We start from the raw sequence: 19,729 nt of genomic DNA on the forward strand, positions 1-19,729 counted from the left end.
CTGCCCGTACCGACTGTCATCCCCTTATCCCACCCCTCCGTGTAGCGCAGTGGGCCCCGAGGTGGTCACCCTACTAGTCCTGGGCGGTCCGTGGAGGGATCAGGCGGTGGTTCGGGGGCGCTGGGCGCGCGCGGAGGCGTACAGGCACACGGCGGCGGCGGTCGCCAGGTTGAGGCTCTCGGCCTTGCCGTGGATCGGGACGCGGACGACGGCGTCGGCGAGCGCCCGGGTCTCCTCGGGCAGGCCCCATGCCTCGTTGCCGAAGACCCAGGCGGTGGGGCCGCCCATGGTGCCGGCGTCCAGCTCGTCGTCGAGGTCGTCCTGACCTGCACCGTCGGCCGCGAGGATCCGTACGCCGACGCTCTTGAGGCCCGCGACGGCCTGCTCGACGGGGACGCCGACCGCGACCGGGAGGTGGAAGAGCGAGCCGACGGAGGCCCGGACGGACTTGGGGTTGTACAGGTCCACGGAGGCGTCGGTGAGGACGACGGCGTCGGCTCCGGCGGCGTCGGCGCAGCGCAGCACCGTACCGGCGTTCCCGGGGTCGCGGACGTGGGCGAGCACGGCGACGAGCTTGGGCCGGGCGGCGAGGATCTCCTCGAACGGCGAGTCGAGGAAGTGGCAGACGCCGACCAGGCCCTGCGGGGTGACCGTCTGCGAGACCTCGGCGAGGACCGCGTCGGAGGCGTAGTGGACGCGGGCGCCGGCGGCGCGGGCGGCGTCGACGATGGCGGTGTAGCGCTCGGCGGCCTCGACCGTCGTGAAGAGTTCGACGAGGGTGGGCCGGTCGGCGGTGCCTCGGTGCTCGACGGCCTCGCGGACGGCCTGCGGGCCCTCGGCGAGGAAGAGGCGGTCCTTGCCCCGGAAGTTGCGCTTGGCGAGCCGCCGGGCGGCGATGACGCGCGGCGAACGCGGGGAGATCAGCTCGGGGGTGGCCATGTGCCTGCGGCTCTCTGACTCAAGTGACGGCGGCGGTGGGGCGGGGCGGGGCGGCGCGCACCGGGACGGGACGACCGGGTGGTCGACGCGGCCGGGACGGGGCGGGTCGGGTCGGGTCGGCGGGGCATCGCCGGGGCCGGGTGACCGGCGATCGGCGCGCTGGAGCGGGCCGGTGCCGGTGCCGGTGCGGTGGTCGCCCTTCCAGGGTGGGCGACCGGGGCGGTCGGCGCAGCCGGGCGGGCCGGCGGGGCGGCCGCGGTTCCAGGAGGCCGTTCCAGGCGTCGTTCCAGGGCGCCGCGCGACGGGGCGGGGCGACGGGGCGGAACGGGGTGACCGGACGCTCCGGGGCAATGCGAGGGGCGGTGCGGTGCGAGGGGCGGTCAACGCGCCGGACCCGCAGGCGAGTGGCCTGCGGGTCCGGGCAGAAGTACTGCGGCCTGGAAGATCAGGCAGCGACCTTCGGGGCGTTGACGTCGGCCGGGAGGGCCTTCTGCGCAACCTCGACCAGCGCGGCGAACGCGTTGGTGTCGTTGACCGCGAGCTCGGCCAGGATCTTGCGGTCCACCTCGATGTTGGCGGCCTTCAGACCCTGGATGAGGCGGTTGTAGGTCATGCCGTTCTGGCGGGCAGCGGCGTTGATGCGCTGGATCCACAGCTGACGGAAGTCGCCCTTGCGCTTCTTGCGGTCGTTGTAGTTGTAGACCAGCGAGTGGGTGACCTGCTCCTTGGCCTTGCGGTAGAGGCGCGAACGCTGACCGCGGTAGCCGGAAGCCTGCTCGAGGATCGCCCGGCGCTTCTTGTGGGCGTTGACTGCCCGCTTGACGCGTGCCACTTCTTACTCCTTGTAGCGGGGCCGTGGGGGTACTCACACGACCCGAAAAACGAATGGGTCCCGGTCTCGACCGGATGCCCTCGTCGCCGAGGGCGGGAGATCAGATCAGATGCCCAGCATCTTCTTGATCTTGGCGGAGTCACCCGGGGCCATCTCGGCGTTGCCGGTGAGGCGACGCGTCAGCTTGGACGACTTGTGCTCGAGCAGGTGGCGCTTGCCGGCGCGCTCCCGCATGATCTTGCCGGAGCCGGTGACCTTGAAGCGCTTCTTGGCACCGGAGTGCGTCTTGTTCTTCGGCATGGCGCCGTTCTCTCCTCGTCAGTGGCGCTCCCCCGGTGCGGACACCGGTAATGCCGGGAGCGTCAATTCTTTGGTTGGTGGTTCCGGAGCGGAACCCTGGGGCCGCCTTCCGGCGGCCCGTGGGATCACGCCTCGGGGTTCTCGGCCGACAGGTCGGCCGAAGCCTCGTCGTCCTGGACCGCCTCGTCCTGGACTGCCTCGTCCTGAACCGCGTCGTCCTGGGCCGCGGCGAGCGCACCGCCCTGGCGCTCGGCCTTGCGGGCGGCCTGCGCCTCGCGGGCCTCGGCCATGGCCTCGGTCTTCTTCTTGTGCGGACCCAGAACCATGATCATGTTCCGGCCGTCCTGCTTCGGGTTGGACTCCACGAAGCCAAGGTCCTGCACGTCCTCCGCGAGGCGCTGCAGCAGTCGGTAGCCGAGCTCCGGCCGGGACTGCTCGCGACCACGGAACATGATCGTGATCTTGACCTTGTCGCCCTGCTTGAGGAACCGGACGACGTGACCCTTCTTGGTGTCATAGTCGTGCGGGTCGATCTTCGGCCGGAGCTTCATCTCCTTGATGACCGTGTGCGCCTGGTTCTTGCGCGCCTCACGGGCCTTCATGGCCGACTCGTACTTGAACTTCCCGTAGTCCATGAGCTTGCACACGGGCGGACGGGCGGTTGCCGCGACCTCGACAAGATCGAGGTCGTACTCCTGTGCGAGCTCCAGGGCCTTCGCAAGCGGCACAATGCCAACCTGCTCGCCGCTGGGGCCGACAAGACGCACCTCGGGAACGCGAATCCGCTCGTTGATGCGGGGCTCGGCGCTGATGGATCCTCCTCGGTTGCACCACGCGACCGCCTGGCGGACGGACACGTCACGGTAGAGCTGTCGAGACCAACCGAGCCGATGCATGAAAAATGCCCCGGACGGGACACAGGCGGGGCTCCAAAAACCGGAGCGCCGCGGTCAACCGCGGGGCGCGTCATCGGATGGCCCCATCGTCCGTACGGAACGATGGCCGCCATCAGACCGGTGACCCGCCACCCGTGAGGGCGGCCAGGTGGGAGATCGGAGCCTCCACTTGTGGGCTGGGCACACAGATGTCCAGCCGGTCTTTATGTGTCACCACCTTAGCAGCCCCCTTTGGTCGGCGCGAACCACGCGGCGGCTTAGGCTGTGGGCCATGAGCGAGACGCCCCAGCACGAGTCGACCGACTCCGCCAACCCTTCGAACCCTTCGGACACGCCCGACTTCTCCGCGATGACGCGTGACATCGCCGAGGTGCCGGCGGTCGAGGTGATCGTGACGGTCGCCGTCAATCTGATGAGCGCCGCCGCCGTGAAGCTCGGTCTCACGGAAGAGGGCGACGAGTACAAGGACCTCGACGAGGCCCGCAAGCTGATCCACGCGCTCGCCGGTCTGCTCGACGCCGGAGTGACGGAGATCTCCTCCTTCCACGCGGCGCCGCTGCGCGATGGCCTGAAGTCGCTTCAGCTGGCCTTCCGCGAGGCCTCGATCGTCCCGGACGACGCGGGCCAGGGCCCGGGCGAGAAGTACACGGGGCCGGTGTACGGCTAGGAGTTCGACAGTCGTACGGCGATGGCCCCGAGTGCGGGGGTACGGGGGTCGCCCCCGGAGGACCGCAGGCACGGGGCCGGTGTACGGCCAGGAGTTCGGCAGCCGTACGGCCGGGGATTCCTGCCGTACGGCTACGGCTACAGCGACGGCCCCGGGCTCGGGGGTACGGGGGCCGGCCCCCGGAGAACCACGGGCACGGGGCCTATGTACAGCCGGAAGTCACGGTCGGTGGTCTCCACCGACCTCCCCGGGTACGGGGTACGGGCTCGTCGCCCGCACCCCGTGTCCACTCATCAGTCTCTGACGTAAAAGGGCTCGCCCGGAGGCGTCGCCGAGGCCGGCAGCAGTGCCAGGTCGAGGCCGCGCACCAGGCGGGCCCTCAGTGTTTCGTCGGCGGCCAGGGCGCGGGCCACCCGCTGGGCGGCCTCGGCCGGAGCGGCGTCCCCGGCGAGGACCAGGGCGAGGGTGCCGTCGGCGCTGCCGGGGCCGAGGTGGGCGCGGAGCACGGCGGGCTCGGCGGCGACGACGGCCCGCACCGCTTCCCGTACCGCCGGATCGTCCAGCGGGTCGACGCTGGTGCGGCCCTCGGCGAGGGCGAGCAGGGCCGAACCGGTCACCTGGTAGGCCACCGGGCCCGACATGTCCAGGACGAGCGTGTCGGCCTTCTCGTGGACGAGAGCCGCGAGCGCCTGGTGCAGCGGGACGGCGACGGGCCGGGCACCCGGGTCCCAGCGGTGCAGCGATTCCATCGAGGTGAAGGCGGGCAGCGCGCGCCGGTCGCCGGCGGTGAGCGTCGGCACCGCCATGTCGCTCGTCTTCTCCTTCTTCAGCCCGGTCTCGGGGTCGATCTCGATCTCACCGAGCACCGCGACGACGGGGACGAGCAGCCGGGCGTCCTGAAGGGCGGCGAGCACGGGGCCGTGCGCGGTCCGGTCCTCCGCCCAGGCCGCGAGAGCCGCGGCGAGCCGCGGGTCGGCGGAGCCGTCGTCGTCGGAGTAACCGGGGTCAGGGATGTTCTTGAGCTCCACGCTCCGAGCCTAACCGGCCGGGATCCGGCTGGTGGACCTGGGCCGATCGGCCCGGGCCGGGACGCGTCGGGATGCGTCGGGCCGCGTCGGGCTGTCTTGGCGCGGTCGGACGCCTTGGCACGCGTACGACGGCGGGGGCTCGGCCCGTATCAGCGCGCGAAGGCCCCCGCCCCCGGCTCAGCGCGTACGGCTCCCGCGCCACAGCGCCGCGGCTGCCGCGAGGAAGAGCACGCCGATGCCGCCGACCAGGGGCGCGAGCAGGCCGACCGGGCGGGAGGCACCGGCCTCGGGCTCGGGGCCGGCGCCGAAGTAACGGCCCGTGTAGCCGGTCGCGGCGGCCTTGGTGTCGGCGCCCTTGAGACCGCCGGCCGCCGCCATCGCGGCGGCGGGGTCGATCATCCCGTACCCCTTGTCGTCGCTGCGGCCGCCGTCGGGGCGGTCGCGCGCGGTGTCGACGAGGAGCCGTTTGATCTGCGCGGGCGTCAGGTCGGGGTGGGCCGAGCGGATGAGCGCGACGGCGCCGGAGGCGAACGCGGCGGCGGCGCTGGTGCCCCAGCCCTCGTAGTAGCGGCGGTCGGGGTCGGCGATGACGATGTCGACGCCGGGCGCGCTGACGGTGGCGTACCAGCGGCTGGTGGAGAACGCCGCGTGGGTGCCGTAGCGGTCGACGGCGGCGACGGCGATCACGCCCGGATAGGCGGCCGGGAAGGAGATGTGGTCGCCCTTCTCGCCGCCGTTGCCGGCGGAGGCGACGACGGAGACGCCCTTGTCGAGCGCGTACTGGACGGCGGAGTCCTCGCCGGCGTCGGGGTGGGCGGACTCGGAGTCGTCGCCGAGGGAGAGGTTGATGACGTCGGCGCCGTGGTCGGTGGCCCAGCGGATGCCCTCGGCGAGGGCGGTGCCACGGCTCTTGCGGGCCTTGTCGCGCTGTTTGTCGGAGCCTTCGAGGATGACCCGTACGGGCAGGATCCTGACCTTGGGGGCGACGCCGAGGACACCGTCCTCGCCGCCGATCCCGTGGCCGTGCCCGGCGATGATGCCCGCCATCGCGGTGCCGTGCCGGGCCCAGGCCCTCTCGCCCCGGGAGGCGCCGAAACCGATGAGGTCGGTGCCGGGCAGGACGGAGCCTTCGAGGTCGGGGTGGGTGGCGTCGACGCCGGTGTCGAGGACGGCGACGGTGACGCCCGCCCCTCGGGTGGTCTGCCAGACCGTGTTCGTGTGCAGCGCTTCGAGGCCCCACTGGCGGGCCCGGATGGTGTCGGCGTACGCGGCGGGCGCGGCGGCGGCCGGCAGGACCGCGAAGGCGGCGGCGAGCAGGGCGGCGGCGGTACGGCGCGGGCGCGGGATCACCGCTGGTCCTCCTCGGCGGTGGCGGCGACGGTACGGCGCAGCGCCTGTTCCACGGCGTCGCCGACCCCCTTGGCCTCGTGGCCGAGTCCGGCCTGGGCGACGGCGCTGGTGCGCTTCGGGGTCATCGCGCGGGTGGCGGGTTCGGGCACGGCCACGGTACGGCCGTCGGCGAAGCCGGAGACCGTGGTGACGACCACGGGCAGGTCGGCCAGTACGTGCCGCCACCAGCTGGCCCGTTGCGGGGCGCCGAAGTGTTCGGCGACCGTGCCGGGGCCGGCCAGGGCGGGCGGGAGTTCGTCGGGGGCGTGCGAGGCGAGCTCGCGGGTGGCGGCCGGGTCGGCCCCGGTGAACGCGAGGGCGACGGTGGTCACCTGGGAGGAGGTCGCGTCGGTGTACGTGGCGCGCAGGACGCGGTCGCAGCCGACGGCCTTCAGGGCCGCGTACAGCTTTGGCGGCAGGGTGGCGGCGGAGCAGGGGCTGTCGGTGGCGACGACGATCCGGGTCCAGGTGCGCGGCGCGCCGCCGGGGCCGGCGGCGGGGCCCGCGAGGGTGCGCGGGAAGAGCGTGTCGACGGGGGCGTTGTGCCAGAGCGCGCGGGCGGGGGTGAAGCCGGGCGGCTCGGCGCGTTCGTCCGCGCCACTGTCGGCGAGCAGCGCGCCGGTCACCGCGCCGCCGACGAGTCCGGCGGCGAGGACGGCACAGGTCGCGGCGGCCACGACCCGGCCGGGCCGGCGGCCCGGGACGGGGCGGAGGCGGGTGGTGGTCTCGGCGGGGATCGGGCCCTGGCTGTCCTGGCCTTGGGCTTGGGCTTGAGCTTGACCCTGGCCCTGGGCGGCGAGGGCCCAGGTGTCGTACGGGTACCCGGGGGCGGGCGCGGTGCCGGGCCGGGGGGCGGGGACCGGGCGGGCGGGCGGCTGCGCGGGGTCGGCCGGGGACGGGGACGGGGACGGCGGCGCGGGGGTACGGCGCGGGGTCGCGGCGGCGGCGCGCGGGTCGCGTATCGGACGGAGACGGGTGGTGGTCTCCGTGGGCCGCTCGGGGGCGGGGGGCCGCTCGGTGACAGCGGCTTGTTTGGTGACAGCGGCCCGCTCGGCGGCGGGCCGCTTGGAGTCGGGTCCCTTGGTGTCGGGTCCCTTGCTGTCGGGCCGCTCGACCGCGGGTTGCTTGGCGTCGGGCTGCTTGGCGTCGGGCTGTGCGGAGTCGGTGGCCGGCTGCGGGGCCGGGGGCTGCTCGGGCGGCAGCGGGCGTCCGGTGGAACGTGAGGACGGGGCCTGGGCGGGCACCGGCACGGGGGCGGCGGGGGTGGCTGCGGGAGCGGGTGCGGGTGCGGCGGGAGCCGGTGGCGCGGGCCGCCGGGGTGTGGCCGGTGGGGCAGTCGAGGCCGAGGGGGTGGCTGGGGCCGAGGGGGCGGCCTGGGCGGCTGCCGTCGGTGGTGCCGTCGGGACGGTCGGGGCCGATGAGGTGGCCGAGGCGACTGTCGCCGGTGGTGCGACTGGGGCTGGTGCCGTGACTGTGGCTGTGGCCGGTGGGGTGGCCGATGCGGCCGTGACGGGTGGTGTCGTCGGGGCGGCCGGCCGAGGGGCCTCGCCGGTCTGGGGTGCGGGGCGCCCGGCCGGGGCCGCCGCGCCGGCTTCCGTACCACCGGATCCGCCCGGCGACCGTGCGGGCCCGGACGGCGCGGCGGAAGCGGTGGATGCGCCAGGTGTGACGGGCGGGGTGGACGTGTCCGGTGCGGCCGGCGCGGACGGCGCGGGCGCCGGTTCGGGTGGCAGCAGCGCCTCGCTGATCCGGGACACGGGGTGCTGCGGCTCGCTGCTCATCCCCGTCCCTGTCCCCCTGGTCGATCCCCCGGACCAGCCCGATCCGGTCGAACCGGCCGTTCCGGTCCATCCCGGTCCCCGGCCGCTCCGCGAAAGCAATGGCCGCCACTCTACGGGCTGTTCCCCCTGGTACGGGAACTCAGGGGCTACCCCCGCGTCAACCGCTCTGGCAGGCTCGGCCCATGACTCCCCGGACTTCCCTCGGTGCCGACCGGGCCCGGTACGACCGGGCCACCGCGCACCTCGACGCACCCCTCGCGCTCGTCGATCTGGACGCCTTCGACGCGAACGCCGCCGATCTGGTCCGGCGCGCCGGGGGCAAGCCGGTCCGGGTCGCGAGCAAGTCGGTGCGCTGCCGGGCGCTCCTGGAACGGGTGCTGGCGCGGCCGGGGTTCGCGGGCGTCATGTCGTTCACGCTCGCCGAGTCGCTGTGGCTGGCCCGGGCCGGGTTCGAGGACGTCCTCCTCGCCTATCCGTCGGCCGACCGGGCCGCGTTCGCCGAACTGTCGGACGACCCGAAGCTCGCCGGGGCGGTGACCGTGATGGTCGACGACCCGGCGCAGCTCGATCTGATCGCGTCCGCGCGGGCGGGCGGCACCCAGGAGATCCGGATCTGTCTGGAACTGGACACCTCGCTACGGCTGTTCGGCGGCCGGATCCGGGTCGGGGCGCGCCGTTCACCGCTGTGGGAACCGGATCGGCTGGCCGGACTGGCCCGGGCGGTGACACGCCGTCCCGGGTTCCGGCTGGTGGGGCTGATGGCGTACGAGGGTCATGTGGCCGGCGTGGCGGACGCGGTCGCGGGCCGGCCGCTGCGGTCACGGGCCGTACGGCTGATGCAGACGGCGGCGCGCAGGGAACTGGCGGTGCGCCGGGCGGCGGCGGTGGCGGCCGTGCGGGCGGTGGCGCCGGACCTGGAGTTCGTCAACGGCGGCGGTACGGGCAGTGTGCAGCACACGGCGGCCGAGGCCGCGGTGACGGAGGTCGCGGCGGGCTCGGGGCTGTTCGTGCCGAGGCTGTTCGACCACTACTCGTCGTTCACGGCCCGTCCGGCGGCACTGTTCGCGCAGCCGGTGGTGCGCCGCCCGGGCGTGGGGGTGGTGACGGTCCTCGGCGGCGGCTATCCGGCCTCGGGCGCGGCGGGCCCGGACCGGCTGCCCGTGCCGTACCTCCCCGAGGGGCTGCGCTACGACCCGCGGGAGGGCCCCGGGGAGGTGCAGACACCGCTGCTCGGCTCGCCGGCCGACGATCTGCGGATCGGCGACAAGGTCTGGTTCCGGCACGCGAAGGCCGGCGAGCTGTGCGAGCGGTTCGACACGCTGCACCTGGTGTCGGGCGACCGGGTCACGGCCGCCGTGCCGACGTACCGGGGCGAGGGCCGCACCTTCCTCTGATTCCTCCGACGCCCGCCCGGGGGCGTGGCGAGAGGGCGCTATCGCTGCTTCGCGAGCCACTCGTCGAAGGTGGTCGGCGCGATACGGGCGCCCTCGCCGGGCAGCAGCACGTCACCGGCCATCTCCGCGCCGAACAGCGACGACCACGTCGGTACGAGCCGGACCACGCGGCCGCGCGCGTCGTTGGTGCGCCGGGCCATGTCCACCAGGTCGTGCGGCTCGGGGCCGGCGACGTCGCGGTAGCGGCCCCGCGGCTCGCCCGCCGCGATCTCGGCGAGGACGTCGGCCACGTCCGCGGGCGCGATCGGCTGGACGAGCAGGGGCGCGATGGGGGCGGCGCCGTCCTGCTCGGTCCAGCTCGTCACCATCGCGGCGAAGTCGTGGAACTGGGTGGCCCGGACGATCGTCCACGGCACCGGTCCCCCGGCCACGAGCCGCTCCTGCTCGCGCTTGCCGGCGTAGTGCGCGTTGCCGTCGACGCGGTCGACGCCGACGATCGAGAGCAGGACGTGGTGGCGGACCCCGGCCCGCTCCCCGGCGGCCAGTAACGTCCGGGTGGTGGTGCCGAAGTAGGCCACCGCCTCGTCCCGGTCGGTCGCCGTGCAGTTGGTGGCGTCCACGACGGCGTCGACGCCCGCGAGGGCTGCGTCGAGCCCTTCGCCGGTGGTCAGGTCCACGCCGAGCGAGCGGCTGACGCGTACGACCTGGTGTCCGGCGCGCTCCAGGGCGGCGACGGTGAGGGCCCCGATACTCCCGGTCGCTCCGGCGACGGCGATGCGCATGGTCCGCATGGTGATCTCTCCTCTGTCTCTCGTGCTGCCGCCGGACGCTATCTCGGACTAAAGAGATCCGCAATATCTGGGATAAGATCAAGCCATGAAGCTGCCTGTGAGTACGGAATGGCTGTTGCACTGCGCCACGTCACTGGCGCAGCTCGAAACGGGGGGCACCGCGTCGGCGGCCCAGCTCGCCCAGTACTTCGACCTGCCGGCCGCCTATCTGGCCAAGCAGCTCCAGGCGCTGGTCAAGGCCGGTGTGCTGGCCGCGACGACGGGCCCGCGCGGCGGGTTCCGGCTGGCCCGGCCCGCTTCCGAGATCACGCTGCTGCACATCGTCGAGGCGGTCGACGGCGCGTCCTCGCCGTACGAGTGCCGGGAGATCCGCAAGCAGGGGCGGGGGGCACTGCCCGCCGAGGAGTGCCGGACCCCCTGCCTCATCGCCGCGAAGATGGCCGACGCCCACGAGGCCTGGCGGCGGAACCTCGCCGCGACCACGCTCGCCGGGATCGTCGCCGAACTGCCTCCGTCGGCCCCGCCCCGCACCCGGCAGCGGCTGACCGGGGCGGCGGGGGCGACCGGAGTGTCCGGGGCGGCGGGGGCGGCTGGGGCGTCGTAGAGCCTCCTGAGGTGCCGGAAATGCGGGGCATATGCCAGGACGGTGCCTAGTCCAGCCACACCCCGTCGCGCATGAGCACCCTGCCCCGCAGTTCCGAGGTGCCGCGCCACGCGCGCACGGTCTGCGGCACCACACGCGCGTACACGTAGGAACCCTCCTCCGTCCGCGGATCCCACCCGAACTTGGCGGCGAACGCCTCCGCCGCCTCTCCGGGCACCTCGTCGTCGGGGAAGCACTCCGCCTCCCCCTGGAGCAGCACCACGTCGAGGGTGTCGGGCAGCCCCAGACGCACGCGCGGGTCGGCACGGAGATTGCGCACGGTCGCGGACGCGGCACCGGTGCACATCCACACCGCCCGTCCGTCCCACGCGAACCACAGCGGCACCTGGTGCGGGCCGTGGTCGGGGTGGGCCGTCGACACCCACATGTCCCGCTCGGTGCCGAGCCGTTCCAGCGTGTCGCGCCTGCGCTCCGCCGTCGCGCGGCGGGTGTCTCCGGTGGTCTGCATGGGCGTTGACGGTAGCCAGCCGACCCGGCGATACGCATGGGGCGCCGGACCTACTTCCGGCGTCCCTGAAACCCCTCGGCCGACCGGCCGAGGGGCTCCGTCGACCGGCCCAGGACCGGTCGGCCGAGGACGGTTCTACAGCGGGGTCACGTACGCGCCCGCGATACCGCCGTCGACCAGGAAGTCGGTGGCGTTGACGAACGAGGAGTCGTCGCTGGCCAGGAAGGCGACCGCGGCGGCGATCTCCTCGGCCCGCGCGAAGCGGCCGAGCGGGATGTGCACCAGGCGGCGGGCGGCGCGCTCGGGATCCTTGGCGAACAGTTCCCTCAGGAGCGGTGTGTCGACCGGCCCGGGGCAGAGCGCGTTGACCCGGATGCCCTCGCGGGCGAACTGGACGCCGAGCTCCCGGGACATCGCGAGGACGCCGCCCTTGGAGGCGGTGTACGAGATCTGGCTGGTCGCGGCGCCCATCCGGGCGACGAAGGAGGCGGTGTTGATGATCGAGCCCCGGCCCTGGCGGCGCATATATGGCAGGGCCGCCTTGCAGCACAGATAGACCGAGGTCAGATTGACGTCCTGGACGCGTTTCCACACCTCCAGGCCGGTCTCGAGGATGGAGTCGTCGTCGGGCGGCGAGATGCCCGCGTTGTTGAAGGCGACGTCGACGGAGCCATAGGTCTCGAAGGCCGTACGGAACAGCGTCTCGACCTCCTCCGGGTCGGTGACGTCGACGCGTACGAACGTGCCGCCGGTCTCCTCGGCCGCGGCCTTGCCGGTGCGTTCGTCGATGTCGCCGCAGACGACGTGGGCGCCCTCACTGGCGAGCCGGCGCGCGGTGGCGAGGCCGATGCCGCTGCCGGCGCCGGTGACGACGGCGGTGCGGCCGACGAGACGGCGGCAGACGATCTCTTCGGTGGTCATGCGGGGCTGCCCTCCGTGCTGATGAAGACGTTCTTGGTCTCGGTGAAGGCGGTCAGGGCGTCGGGGCCGAGTTCGCGGCCGAGGCCGGACTGTCCGTAGCCGCCGAACGGGGTCCAGTAGCGGACGCTCGCGTGGGAGTTGACGGAGAGATTGCCGGCCCGGACGGCGCGCGAGGTGCGCAGGGCGCGGCCCAGGTCGCGGGTCCAGATCGAGCCGGCCAGGCCGTACGGGGTGGCGTTGGCGAGCCGGATCGCGTCGGCCTCGTCGGTGAACGGCAGGACGACGGCGACGGGCCCGAAGATCTCCTCGACGGCGCAGGGCGCGTCCTCGGGGACGTCGGTGAGAAGGGTCGGCGGGTACCAGAAGCCGGGCCCGTCGGGGGCCTTGCCGCGCAGCGCCGGGGCGTCCTCGGGAACGTAGGAGCGGACCCTGTCGAGCTGGGCGCGGGAGATGAGGGGGCCCATGTCGGTGCGCGGGTCGAGCGGGTCGCCGACGACGATCCCCTCGACGGCCGGGGCGAGCAGGTCGAGGAAGCGGTCGTACACCTCTTGCTGGACGAGGATCCGGGTGCGGGCGCAGCAGTCCTGGCCGCTGTTGTCGAGGAAGGACATGGGGGTCGCGGCCGCCGCGGCCGGGAGGTCCGCGTCGGCGAAGACGAGGGTGGGGCTCTTGCCGCCGAGTTCGAGGGTGATCCGCTTCACCTGGTCGGCGGCCTTGGCCATGATCCGTTTGCCGGTGCGGGTGGAGCCGGTGAAGACGATCTTGGCGATGCCGGGGTGTTCGACGAGCGCGGCACCGGCGACCGGGCCCTCGCCGGGCAGGACTTGGAAGAGATGCTCGGGGAGTCCGGCGTCCAGGGCGAGTTCGGCGAGGCGCAGGGCGGTGAGCGGGGTCGCCTCGGCCGGTTTCAGTACGACGGCGTTGCCGGCGGCGAGGGCGGGGGCGGTGGCCCAGGCGGCGATGGGCAGCGGGAAGTTCCACGGGGCGATGACGCCGACCACGCCGAGGGGTTCGAGGATCGTGAGGTCGAGGCCGCCGGGCACCGGAATCTGGCGGCCGGTCAGGCGTTCCACTCCCCCGGCGGCGTAGTCGAGCAGGTCGCGGACGTTGCCGGCTTCCCACCGGGCGTTGCCGAGGGTGTGGCCGGCCTCGCGTACCTCCAGGAGCGCGAGTTCCTCGATGTGCGTGTCGACGACGGTGGCGAAGCGGCGCAGGATCCGGGCGCGGTCGGCGGGCGCGGCCCCGGCCCATGCCTGCTGGGCGGCGGTGGCGCGGCGGACGGCGGCGTCGACGTCGACCGGGGTGGCGGCGGGGACGGTGGCGACGAGTTCCTCGGTGGCCGGGTTGAGGACGCGGAGGAGGGTGGGGGCGGGGGTGCCGCCGGTGGTGTGGCCGGTGGTGCGGTCAGTGGTGCGGTCAGTGATTCCGGCGAGGCTCGGGGGGTGCGAGGGGGTTGTGGGGTGCGAGGGGGTTGTGGGGTCAGTGGGGCTCAGGGGGTCCAAGGTGCGGTCCTCACATGCGTTCGAAGGAGCGGCGCAGTTCCCAGTCGGTGACGGCGGCGTCGTACGCGTCGAGCTCGACGCGCGCCATGTTGCGGTAGTGGGCGACGACCTCGGCGCCGAAGGCGGCCTTGGCGATCTCGCTGTTCTCCCAGAGCTCGGCGGCCTCGCGCAGGGTGGTGGGGACGTGTTCGTACGCGGCGGTGTACGCGTTCCCGGTGCACGGCGGCGGGAGTTCGAGGCCCTGCTCGATCCCGTACAGCCCGGCCGCGACGATGCCCGCGACGGCGAGATACGGGTTCACGTCGCCGCCCGGCAGCCGGTTCTCGAAGCGCAGGGAGTCGCCGTGGCCCACGACCCGCAGGGCGCAGGTGCGGTTGTCGTGGCCCCAGGCGACGGCGGTGGGGGCGAAGGAACCGGGCTGGAAGCGCTTGTACGAGTTGATGTGCGGCGCGTAGAGGAGGGAGAAGTCGCGCAGCGCGGCCAGCTGTCCGGCGAGGAAGTGCCGCATGAGCACGGACATCCCGTCGGGTCCGCCGCCCGCCATGAGATTACGGCCGGGCTCGCCGGTGCCGGAGGTGCGGGCGGTCCCGGTGGCCGCTGCGGCCCCGGCGGCCTCGTCGGTGGGCTGGAGCGAGAGGTGGATGTGGCAGGAGTTGCCCTCGCGCTCGTTGTACTTGGCCATGAAGGTGAGCGAGCGGCCCTCCTGGGCGGCGATCTCCTTGGCCCCGGTCTTGTAGACGGTGTGCTGGTCGCAGGTGACCATGGCCTCGTCGTACCGGAAGGTGATCTCGTGTTGGCCCGGGTTGCACTCGCCCTTGGCCGACTCGACGGTGAGCCCGGCGCCCGCCATCTCGTTACGGATGCGGCGCAACAGGGGTTCGACCCGCCCGGTGCCGAGGACGGAGTAGTCGACGTTGTAGCGGTTCACCGGGGTCAGATCGCGGTAGCCGGTGTCCCAGGCCTGCTCGTAGCTGTCGTTGAAGACGATGAACTCCAGCTCGGTGCCGACCTGTGCGGTGCAGCCGCGGGCGGCGAGCCGGTCGAGCTGGCGGCGCAGGATCTGCCGGGGCGCGGCGGCGACGGGGCTGCCGTCGGCCCAGGCGAGATCGGCGGTCACCAGGGCGGTGGCCTCGTGCCAGGGGATCCGGCGCAGGGTGGCGAGGTCGGGGAGCAGGGCGAAGTCGCCGTAACCGCGGTCCCAAGAGGACATCTCGTAGCCGTCGACGGTGTTCATCTCGGCGTCGACGGCCAGAAGATAGGCGCAGCCCTCGGTGCCGTGGTCGAGGACCTCGTCGAGGAAGAAGGGGGCGGCGAACCGTTTGCCCTGGAGCCGTCCCTGCATGTCCGGGAAGGCCAGCACGACGGTGTCGATCTCCCCGCGTCCGGCCAGCTCGCGCAGCGTGTCGACGGTGAGCGGGGGTGTTCGGTCTGCCACGGGACGACTCCTCGTTCGGCGTGCCGGGAGCCATAAGGTATGGGGCCGGACCATTGCTTGGGAAGGAAAAACGGCGAGGTGGCCAGAACGAGTGACACGGCGGACGCAGCAGGCACGGCCGACGCGATGGACGCAGCGGGCGCGGCGGATACAGCGGGTGCGGCAGGCGCGGTGGATACAACGGGCACGGCGGGCACGCTGACCCGGGTGCTGCGCCCGGTGCGCGCGGGCAACGGCTTCGAGGAGGCCCTGGAGCAGATACTCCAGGTCGTACGGCTCGGTCTGGTACCGGGGGGCGGGCGGCTGCCGGCCGAGCGCGAGCTCGCCGACCGGATGGGGATCAGCCGGGTCACCCTGCGCGAGGTCCTGAAGGTCCTTCAGGAGCAGGGACTGGTGGAGAGCCGGCGGGGGCGGTACGGCGGAACGTTCGTCCTCCCGCGTGCCCAGACCGCCGACGAGGCGGAGCTGCGGCGCCGGATCGCCGCCGTCGACATCGAGGACACGCTGCGCTTCCGGGAGGTCCTGGAGGTGGGCGCGGCGGAACTGTGCGCCGGGCGGGGCCTCGCGGAGGAGGGCGCCCGGCGGCTGCGGGCTGCGCTCACGGCGACGCACGACGCGCCGCTCGACGACTACCGGCGCCAGGACACGCTGCTGCATCTGACGCTGGCCGAGCTGGCCGGCTCGCCGTCGCTGGCGGCGCGGTACGCGGCGGTACGGGCGACCGTGAACGAACTCCTGGACTGCATCCCGCTCCTGGTCCGCAATCTGGAGCACTCCCAGCGTCAGCACACGGCGGTGGTGGAGGCGGTCCTGGCGGGGGACGCGGACGGGGCGCGCGCGGTGATGCGGGAACACTGCGACGGGACGGCGGCGCTGCTGCGCGGCTTCCTGAGCTGAGCGGTCGAACCGGCGCACGGGGCGGCGAATCGGCGCGCGGGGGCGAATCGACGCACGGGGGCTTGCGCTCGGCTCCCGCGACCACAAAGGTATGGCAGCGGTCCATTGGAATCGCGGCGCCGTCGTACGCGGCGGTGCGCCGCCGCGTACCGCCCAGCACCGCCAAGCGCCGTCCAGCACTGCCTTTCACCGCGAGCGTCGGGAGCCGAGTGCCGCCATGACCGTGGAAGAAACTTCGAAAGGTCCGGGCACCTCACCCGGCCGGGGCGCCGGATCCGGGGCGGGTGCCGGGGCCGGTGCCACCGCTGGTTCCGGTGCCGGGTCCGAGTCCCGTACCGCAGCCCCCTCCGCCGACGACTATCTGAAGCGCCGCACCCTGCGCCGCGGCAGCGCCGGCACGCTGCTGCTGACCGGGCTCGGGGTCGCGTACGTCGTCTCCGGCGACTACTCGGGCTGGAACATCGGACTGTCCAAGGGCGGCTTCGGTGGTCTCGCCGTGGCGATGGTCCTGATGGGCGCGATGTACGCGTGTCTGGTCTTCTCACTCGCCGAACTGTCCGCCATCCTGCCCACCGCGGGCGGCGGTTACGGCTTCGCCCGGCGCGCGCTCGGCACCTGGGGCGGCTTCCTGACCGGTACGGCGATCCTCATCGAGTACGTGCTCGCGCCCGCCGCCATCGTGCTGTTCATCGGCGACTACGTCGAGTCCCTCCAGCTGTTCGGCCTGACGTCGAGCCTGCCCGTCCACCTCGCCTGCTTCGTCCTCTTCCTCGGCATCCACCTGTGGGGCGTGGGCGAGGCGCTGCGCTTCAGCCTGGCCGTCACGGCCATCGCGGTGACGGCGCTGCTCGTCTTCGCGATCGGCGCGTTCGGCGACTTCGACGCGGCCGGGCTGACCGACATCCCCGTCGACCACACGGCCGCGGGAGCGGGCTCCTGGCTGCCGTTCGGTTTCCTCGGCATCTGGGCCGCGTTCCCCTTCGGCATGTGGTTCTTCCTGGGGGTGGAGGGCGTGCCGCTGGCCGCGGAGGAGGCCAAGGACCCGGTCCGCGCGATGCCCCGCGCGCTCGCGCTCGCGATGGGCGTCCTCGTCCTGCTCGCCGTACTGACCTTCCTCGCGGCGACCGGGGCGCGCGGCGCGGCGACCGTACAGGAAGCGGGCAATCCGCTGGTGGTCGCGCTCCAGGGCGACGGCGGGCCGACCGCGCTCGGCCGCTTCGTCAACTACGCGGGCCTCGCGGGCCTGGTCGCCTCCTTCTTCTCGCTGATCTACGCGGGCTCGCGCCAGCTCTTCGCGCTGTCCCGGGCCGGCTATCTGCCGCGTTTCCTCTCGCTGACCAGCCGCCGCAAGGCGCCGTACCTCGGCCTGCTGATCCCCGGCGCGCTCGGTTTCGCGCTGGCCGAGGCGACCGGGAACGGGGCGCGGATGCTGAACATCGCGGTGTTCGGCGCGACCATCTCGTACGCCCTGATGGCGCTGTCCCACATCGTGCTGCGCCGCCGCGAGCCGGGGCTCGCGCGGCCGTACCGGACACCGGGCGGGGTGCTGACCTCGTCGGTGGCCTTCGTGCTGGCGCTGTCGGCGCTGGTGGCGACGTTCCTGGTGGACCGGGACGCGGCGTTCATCGCGCTCGGCGTGTACGTGATCGCTCTGGCCTACTTCGCGTTCTACAGTCGCCATCGTCTCGTCGCGAGGGCTCCCGAGGAGGAGTTCGCGGCGCTCGCGGCGGCGGAGGCGGAACTGGACCGCCGGCCGGACCCCGGACAGGACCACGGACGGGACCACGGACGGGATCGCTGACCGCCGGTCCAGCGGCCCACGACCCTCCGACCCCGGTTTCCGGCCGCCCGGCCGGGAACCGCCGCACCCGACACACCCCCACCCCCACCCCCACCACGCGGGAGGACCCGTGCCCAAGCCGCTCATCGGCGTGACGACCTATCTGGAGCAGGCCCGCTGGGGGGTGTGGGATCTCCCGGCCGAGCTGCTGCCGACCGGCTACGCGCGGCACATCCGGGCGTGCGGCGGCCTCGCCGTGATGCTGCCGCCGGACGAGCCGGGCGCGGCGGCCGGGATGGTGGCCCGGCTGGACGGGCTGGTGATCTCGGGCGGCGCGGACGTCGAGCCGGTGCGGTACGGGGCCGCGCTCGACCCCCGTACCGGCCCGCCCGCGCCCGAACGGGACTCCTGGGAACTGGCCCTGATCGAGGCGGCCCTCGCCGCCGGCACCCCGCTGCTGGGCATCTGCCGCGGTCTGCAACTGCTCAACGTGGCCCTCGGCGGCACCCTGGTCCAGCACATGGACGGGCACACCGGGGGCCTCGGCGTCATGGGCAGCCACCCGGTGGTCCCGGTGCCCGGCACGCGGTACGCCTCCCTCGTCCCCGAGACCACGTCGATGCCCACGTACCACCACCAGTGCGCCGACATCCTCGGCAAGAACCTGGTCGTCTCCGCGTACGCCCCGGACGGCACGGTCGAGGCCGCCGAACTGCCCTCCCCCGCCTGGGTCCTGGCGGTGCAGGGGCATCCGGAGATGAGCGAGGACACCCGGGTGGTGCGGGGCCTGGTGGAGGCCGCCCGCACGCACATGGGCGAGGGAGCCGAGCGGGCCGGGGCGGCGGAGCAGACCGAGCGGCCCAAGGCGGTCGAGGCGGCCGAGCGGTAGCCGGCAGACCTCGCCCGGCCGGTGGTGCTCGTTCAGGTCGTCCAGACGGTCGCGGCCGGCAGGGGCGAGGGGGATGACGTCCCGGCGGCTCCGCACCGCCGCTACGCGCGCGTGCCCGCGCGGGTCAGCGACAGCAGTTCCCGCGCCGGGCCCGTCGGCCGGTGGCCCGCCGGCCAGACCGCGCGCAGTTCCCGGGCGAGTGGCATCCCGGCGACGGGCACGGCGACCAGCCGGCGGGAGGACAGCTCTTCCGTGATGGCCAGTTCGCTCAGGACGGCCGGTCCCGCGCCGCTGACCACCGCCGCCTTCACCGCCGTGGTGGAGGCGAGTTCGAGCAGCGGCCGGGCCAGCCCCCCGTACGCGGAGAGCGCCGCGTCGAGGACCTGCCGGGTGCCCGACCCGCGTTCGCGCAGGATCAGCGGGGTGGCGGCGAGTTCCGCCGGGTCGAGGGCGGTTCGGCGCCGGGCCCACGGGTGGGTGGGTGCGGTGACGACGGTGAGCCGGTCGCGCGCGACGGCCACCCCGTCGAGCCCGTCCGGTATCGCGAGCCCCTCCACGAAGCCGAGGTCCGCGTCCCCGGCGAGCAACTGCCCGGCGACGGCGGCGGAGTTGCCGGCCTGGAGGGAGACGGCGGTGTCCGGCCGTCCGGCGCGCAGCGCGATCAGCCAGCCGGGCAGCAGATACTCGGCGATGGTCATGGACGCGGCCACCCGCAGCCGTGAATCGCGCCGCCCGCGCAACGCCTGCACCCCCGCGTCGAACGCCTCCGCCGCCTCGACGACCCGCCGCGCCCAGTCGGTGACGAGCGCCCCGGCGTCGGTGAGCCGGGAACCGCGCGGCGAACGGTCGACCAGGGCCACGCCGAGCTGCCGCTCCATCGAACGGATCCGGCTGCTGGCGGCGGGCTGGGTGATGCCGACCTCGCGGGCGGCCCGGCCGAGGCTGCCGTGCCGGGCGACCGCCAGGAGCAGTTCGAGCGCGCCGAGATCGGGGACGCGGTGGGACACCAGCGCGGGAAGCTCGGGCGTACGCGGCTCGCTGCTCATAAAGCCAGCTTATGGCCCCATAGTCGCGATGTCCCTGGTGGGGGCGGCGGGTGCGGGAGACGGTGAACGCATGGCTTCCCTCGCTCCCTCCCCGACCGCCACGCCCGGCGCCGCACCCGAAACCGAATCC

The 19,729-nt window shown here is 73.7% G+C and carries 19 protein-coding genes; 6 read left to right on the plus strand and 13 right to left on the minus strand.

Annotated features, from left to right (window positions below; genetic code table 11):
- Nucleotides 1-99: 99 nt before the first annotated feature.
- From ABZ990_RS09100 to infC, 4 genes are all read right to left on the minus strand, one after another.
- Nucleotides 100-939, minus strand: coding sequence for an RNA methyltransferase (locus ABZ990_RS09100; protein WP_361227612.1), 840 nt, complete (start codon nt 937-939; stop codon nt 100-102).
- Between the two features lie 445 nt (nt 940-1,384).
- Nucleotides 1,385-1,771 (minus strand): 50S ribosomal protein L20, encoded by a 387-nt coding sequence (rplT, locus tag ABZ990_RS09105; protein ID WP_361227615.1) that lies wholly within the window; start codon nt 1,769-1,771, stop codon nt 1,385-1,387.
- A 105-nt stretch (nt 1,772-1,876) separates the two neighbouring features.
- Nucleotides 1,877-2,071 (minus strand): 50S ribosomal protein L35, encoded by a 195-nt coding sequence (gene rpmI, locus ABZ990_RS09110; protein WP_030493495.1) that lies wholly within the window; start codon nt 2,069-2,071, stop codon nt 1,877-1,879.
- Nucleotides 2,072-2,196: 125 nt separating this feature from the next.
- Entirely contained in the window at nt 2,197-2,967 is a 771-nt protein-coding gene (gene infC, locus ABZ990_RS09115; protein ID WP_361227618.1) for a translation initiation factor IF-3, read from the minus strand.
- 271 nt (nt 2,968-3,238) lie between these two features.
- Between infC and ABZ990_RS09120 the strand changes: the two genes are divergently transcribed.
- Nucleotides 3,239-3,634 (plus strand): DUF1844 domain-containing protein, encoded by a 396-nt coding sequence (locus ABZ990_RS09120; RefSeq protein ID WP_361227621.1) that lies wholly within the window; start codon nt 3,239-3,241, stop codon nt 3,632-3,634.
- 293 nt (nt 3,635-3,927) lie between these two features.
- Here ABZ990_RS09120 and ABZ990_RS09125 read toward each other — a convergent pair whose 3' ends face one another.
- From ABZ990_RS09125 to ABZ990_RS09135, 3 genes are all read right to left on the minus strand, one after another.
- On the minus strand, nt 3,928-4,662 hold the full coding sequence (locus ABZ990_RS09125) for an SseB family protein (RefSeq protein ID WP_361227624.1): 735 nt from the start codon (nt 4,660-4,662) through the stop codon (nt 3,928-3,930).
- Nucleotides 4,663-4,839: 177 nt separating this feature from the next.
- Nucleotides 4,840-6,012: a type VII secretion-associated serine protease mycosin gene (gene mycP, locus ABZ990_RS09130; protein ID WP_361227627.1), complete on the minus strand. Its 1,173-nt coding sequence runs from the start codon at nt 6,010-6,012 to the stop codon at nt 4,840-4,842.
- Nucleotides 6,009-7,301 (minus strand): hypothetical protein, encoded by a 1,293-nt coding sequence (locus tag ABZ990_RS09135; RefSeq protein WP_361227630.1) that lies wholly within the window; start codon nt 7,299-7,301, stop codon nt 6,009-6,011. The genes mycP and ABZ990_RS09135 overlap by 4 nt, the downstream gene beginning before the upstream one ends.
- Nucleotides 7,302-8,014: 713 nt before the next feature.
- On the opposite strand from ABZ990_RS09135, the gene ABZ990_RS09140 reads away from it, so the two are divergent.
- Nucleotides 8,015-9,226 (plus strand): alanine racemase, encoded by a 1,212-nt coding sequence (locus ABZ990_RS09140; protein WP_361227633.1) that lies wholly within the window; start codon nt 8,015-8,017, stop codon nt 9,224-9,226.
- Between the two features lie 38 nt (nt 9,227-9,264).
- On the opposite strand, the gene ABZ990_RS09145 is transcribed toward ABZ990_RS09140, so the two are convergent.
- On the minus strand, nt 9,265-10,017 hold the full coding sequence (locus ABZ990_RS09145; protein ID WP_361227636.1) for an NAD(P)H-binding protein: 753 nt from the start codon (nt 10,015-10,017) through the stop codon (nt 9,265-9,267).
- Between the two features lie 85 nt (nt 10,018-10,102).
- On the opposite strand from ABZ990_RS09145, the gene ABZ990_RS09150 reads away from it, so the two are divergent.
- Nucleotides 10,103-10,621, plus strand: a complete 519-nt coding sequence (locus tag ABZ990_RS09150) for an Rrf2 family transcriptional regulator (RefSeq protein ID WP_361227639.1) — start codon at nt 10,103-10,105, stop codon at nt 10,619-10,621.
- A 46-nt stretch (nt 10,622-10,667) separates the two neighbouring features.
- Here ABZ990_RS09150 and ABZ990_RS09155 read toward each other — a convergent pair whose 3' ends face one another.
- From ABZ990_RS09155 to ABZ990_RS09170, 4 genes are all read right to left on the minus strand, one after another.
- The gene (locus tag ABZ990_RS09155; protein ID WP_361227642.1) at nt 10,668-11,129 is read right to left on the minus strand and encodes a pyridoxamine 5'-phosphate oxidase family protein; all 462 of its coding nucleotides are present in this window, start codon (nt 11,127-11,129) and stop codon (nt 10,668-10,670) included.
- 135 nt (nt 11,130-11,264) lie between these two features.
- Nucleotides 11,265-12,050 (minus strand): 3-oxoacyl-ACP reductase, encoded by a 786-nt coding sequence (locus ABZ990_RS09160; protein ID WP_361227645.1) that lies wholly within the window; start codon nt 12,048-12,050, stop codon nt 11,265-11,267.
- Nucleotides 12,047-13,552 (minus strand): aldehyde dehydrogenase family protein, encoded by a 1,506-nt coding sequence (locus ABZ990_RS09165; RefSeq protein WP_361227648.1) that lies wholly within the window; start codon nt 13,550-13,552, stop codon nt 12,047-12,049. Before ABZ990_RS09165 ends, ABZ990_RS09160 begins: the two co-directional genes overlap by 4 nt.
- A gap of 10 nt (nt 13,553-13,562) precedes the next feature.
- Nucleotides 13,563-14,987 carry a glutamine synthetase family protein gene (locus tag ABZ990_RS09170; protein WP_361227651.1) on the minus strand — a complete coding sequence of 475 codons (1,425 nt, stop codon included), beginning with the start codon at nt 14,985-14,987 and terminating at the stop codon, nt 13,563-13,565.
- 126 nt (nt 14,988-15,113) lie between these two features.
- Between ABZ990_RS09170 and ABZ990_RS09175 the strand changes: the two genes are divergently transcribed.
- From ABZ990_RS09175 to ABZ990_RS09185, 3 genes are all read left to right on the plus strand, one after another.
- On the plus strand, nt 15,114-15,884 hold the full coding sequence (locus tag ABZ990_RS09175) for an FCD domain-containing protein (protein WP_361228107.1): 771 nt from the start codon (nt 15,114-15,116) through the stop codon (nt 15,882-15,884).
- A gap of 217 nt (nt 15,885-16,101) precedes the next feature.
- Entirely contained in the window at nt 16,102-17,685 is a 1,584-nt protein-coding gene (gene eat, locus ABZ990_RS09180) for an ethanolamine permease (protein WP_361227654.1), read from the plus strand.
- Between the two features lie 109 nt (nt 17,686-17,794).
- Nucleotides 17,795-18,553, plus strand: a complete 759-nt coding sequence (locus ABZ990_RS09185; protein WP_361227657.1) for a gamma-glutamyl-gamma-aminobutyrate hydrolase family protein — start codon at nt 17,795-17,797, stop codon at nt 18,551-18,553.
- Nucleotides 18,554-18,654: 101 nt separating this feature from the next.
- Here the strand turns inward: ABZ990_RS09185 and ABZ990_RS09190 are convergent, their stop codons facing one another.
- Nucleotides 18,655-19,599, minus strand: coding sequence for a LysR family transcriptional regulator (locus ABZ990_RS09190; RefSeq protein WP_361227660.1), 945 nt, complete (start codon nt 19,597-19,599; stop codon nt 18,655-18,657).
- Between the last annotated feature and the right edge of the window lie 130 nt (nt 19,600-19,729).

Origin of the sequence: Streptomyces sp. NPDC046203 (genome assembly GCF_040646255.1) — a bacterium.
GTDB lineage: Bacteria > Actinomycetota > Actinomycetes > Streptomycetales > Streptomycetaceae > Streptomyces.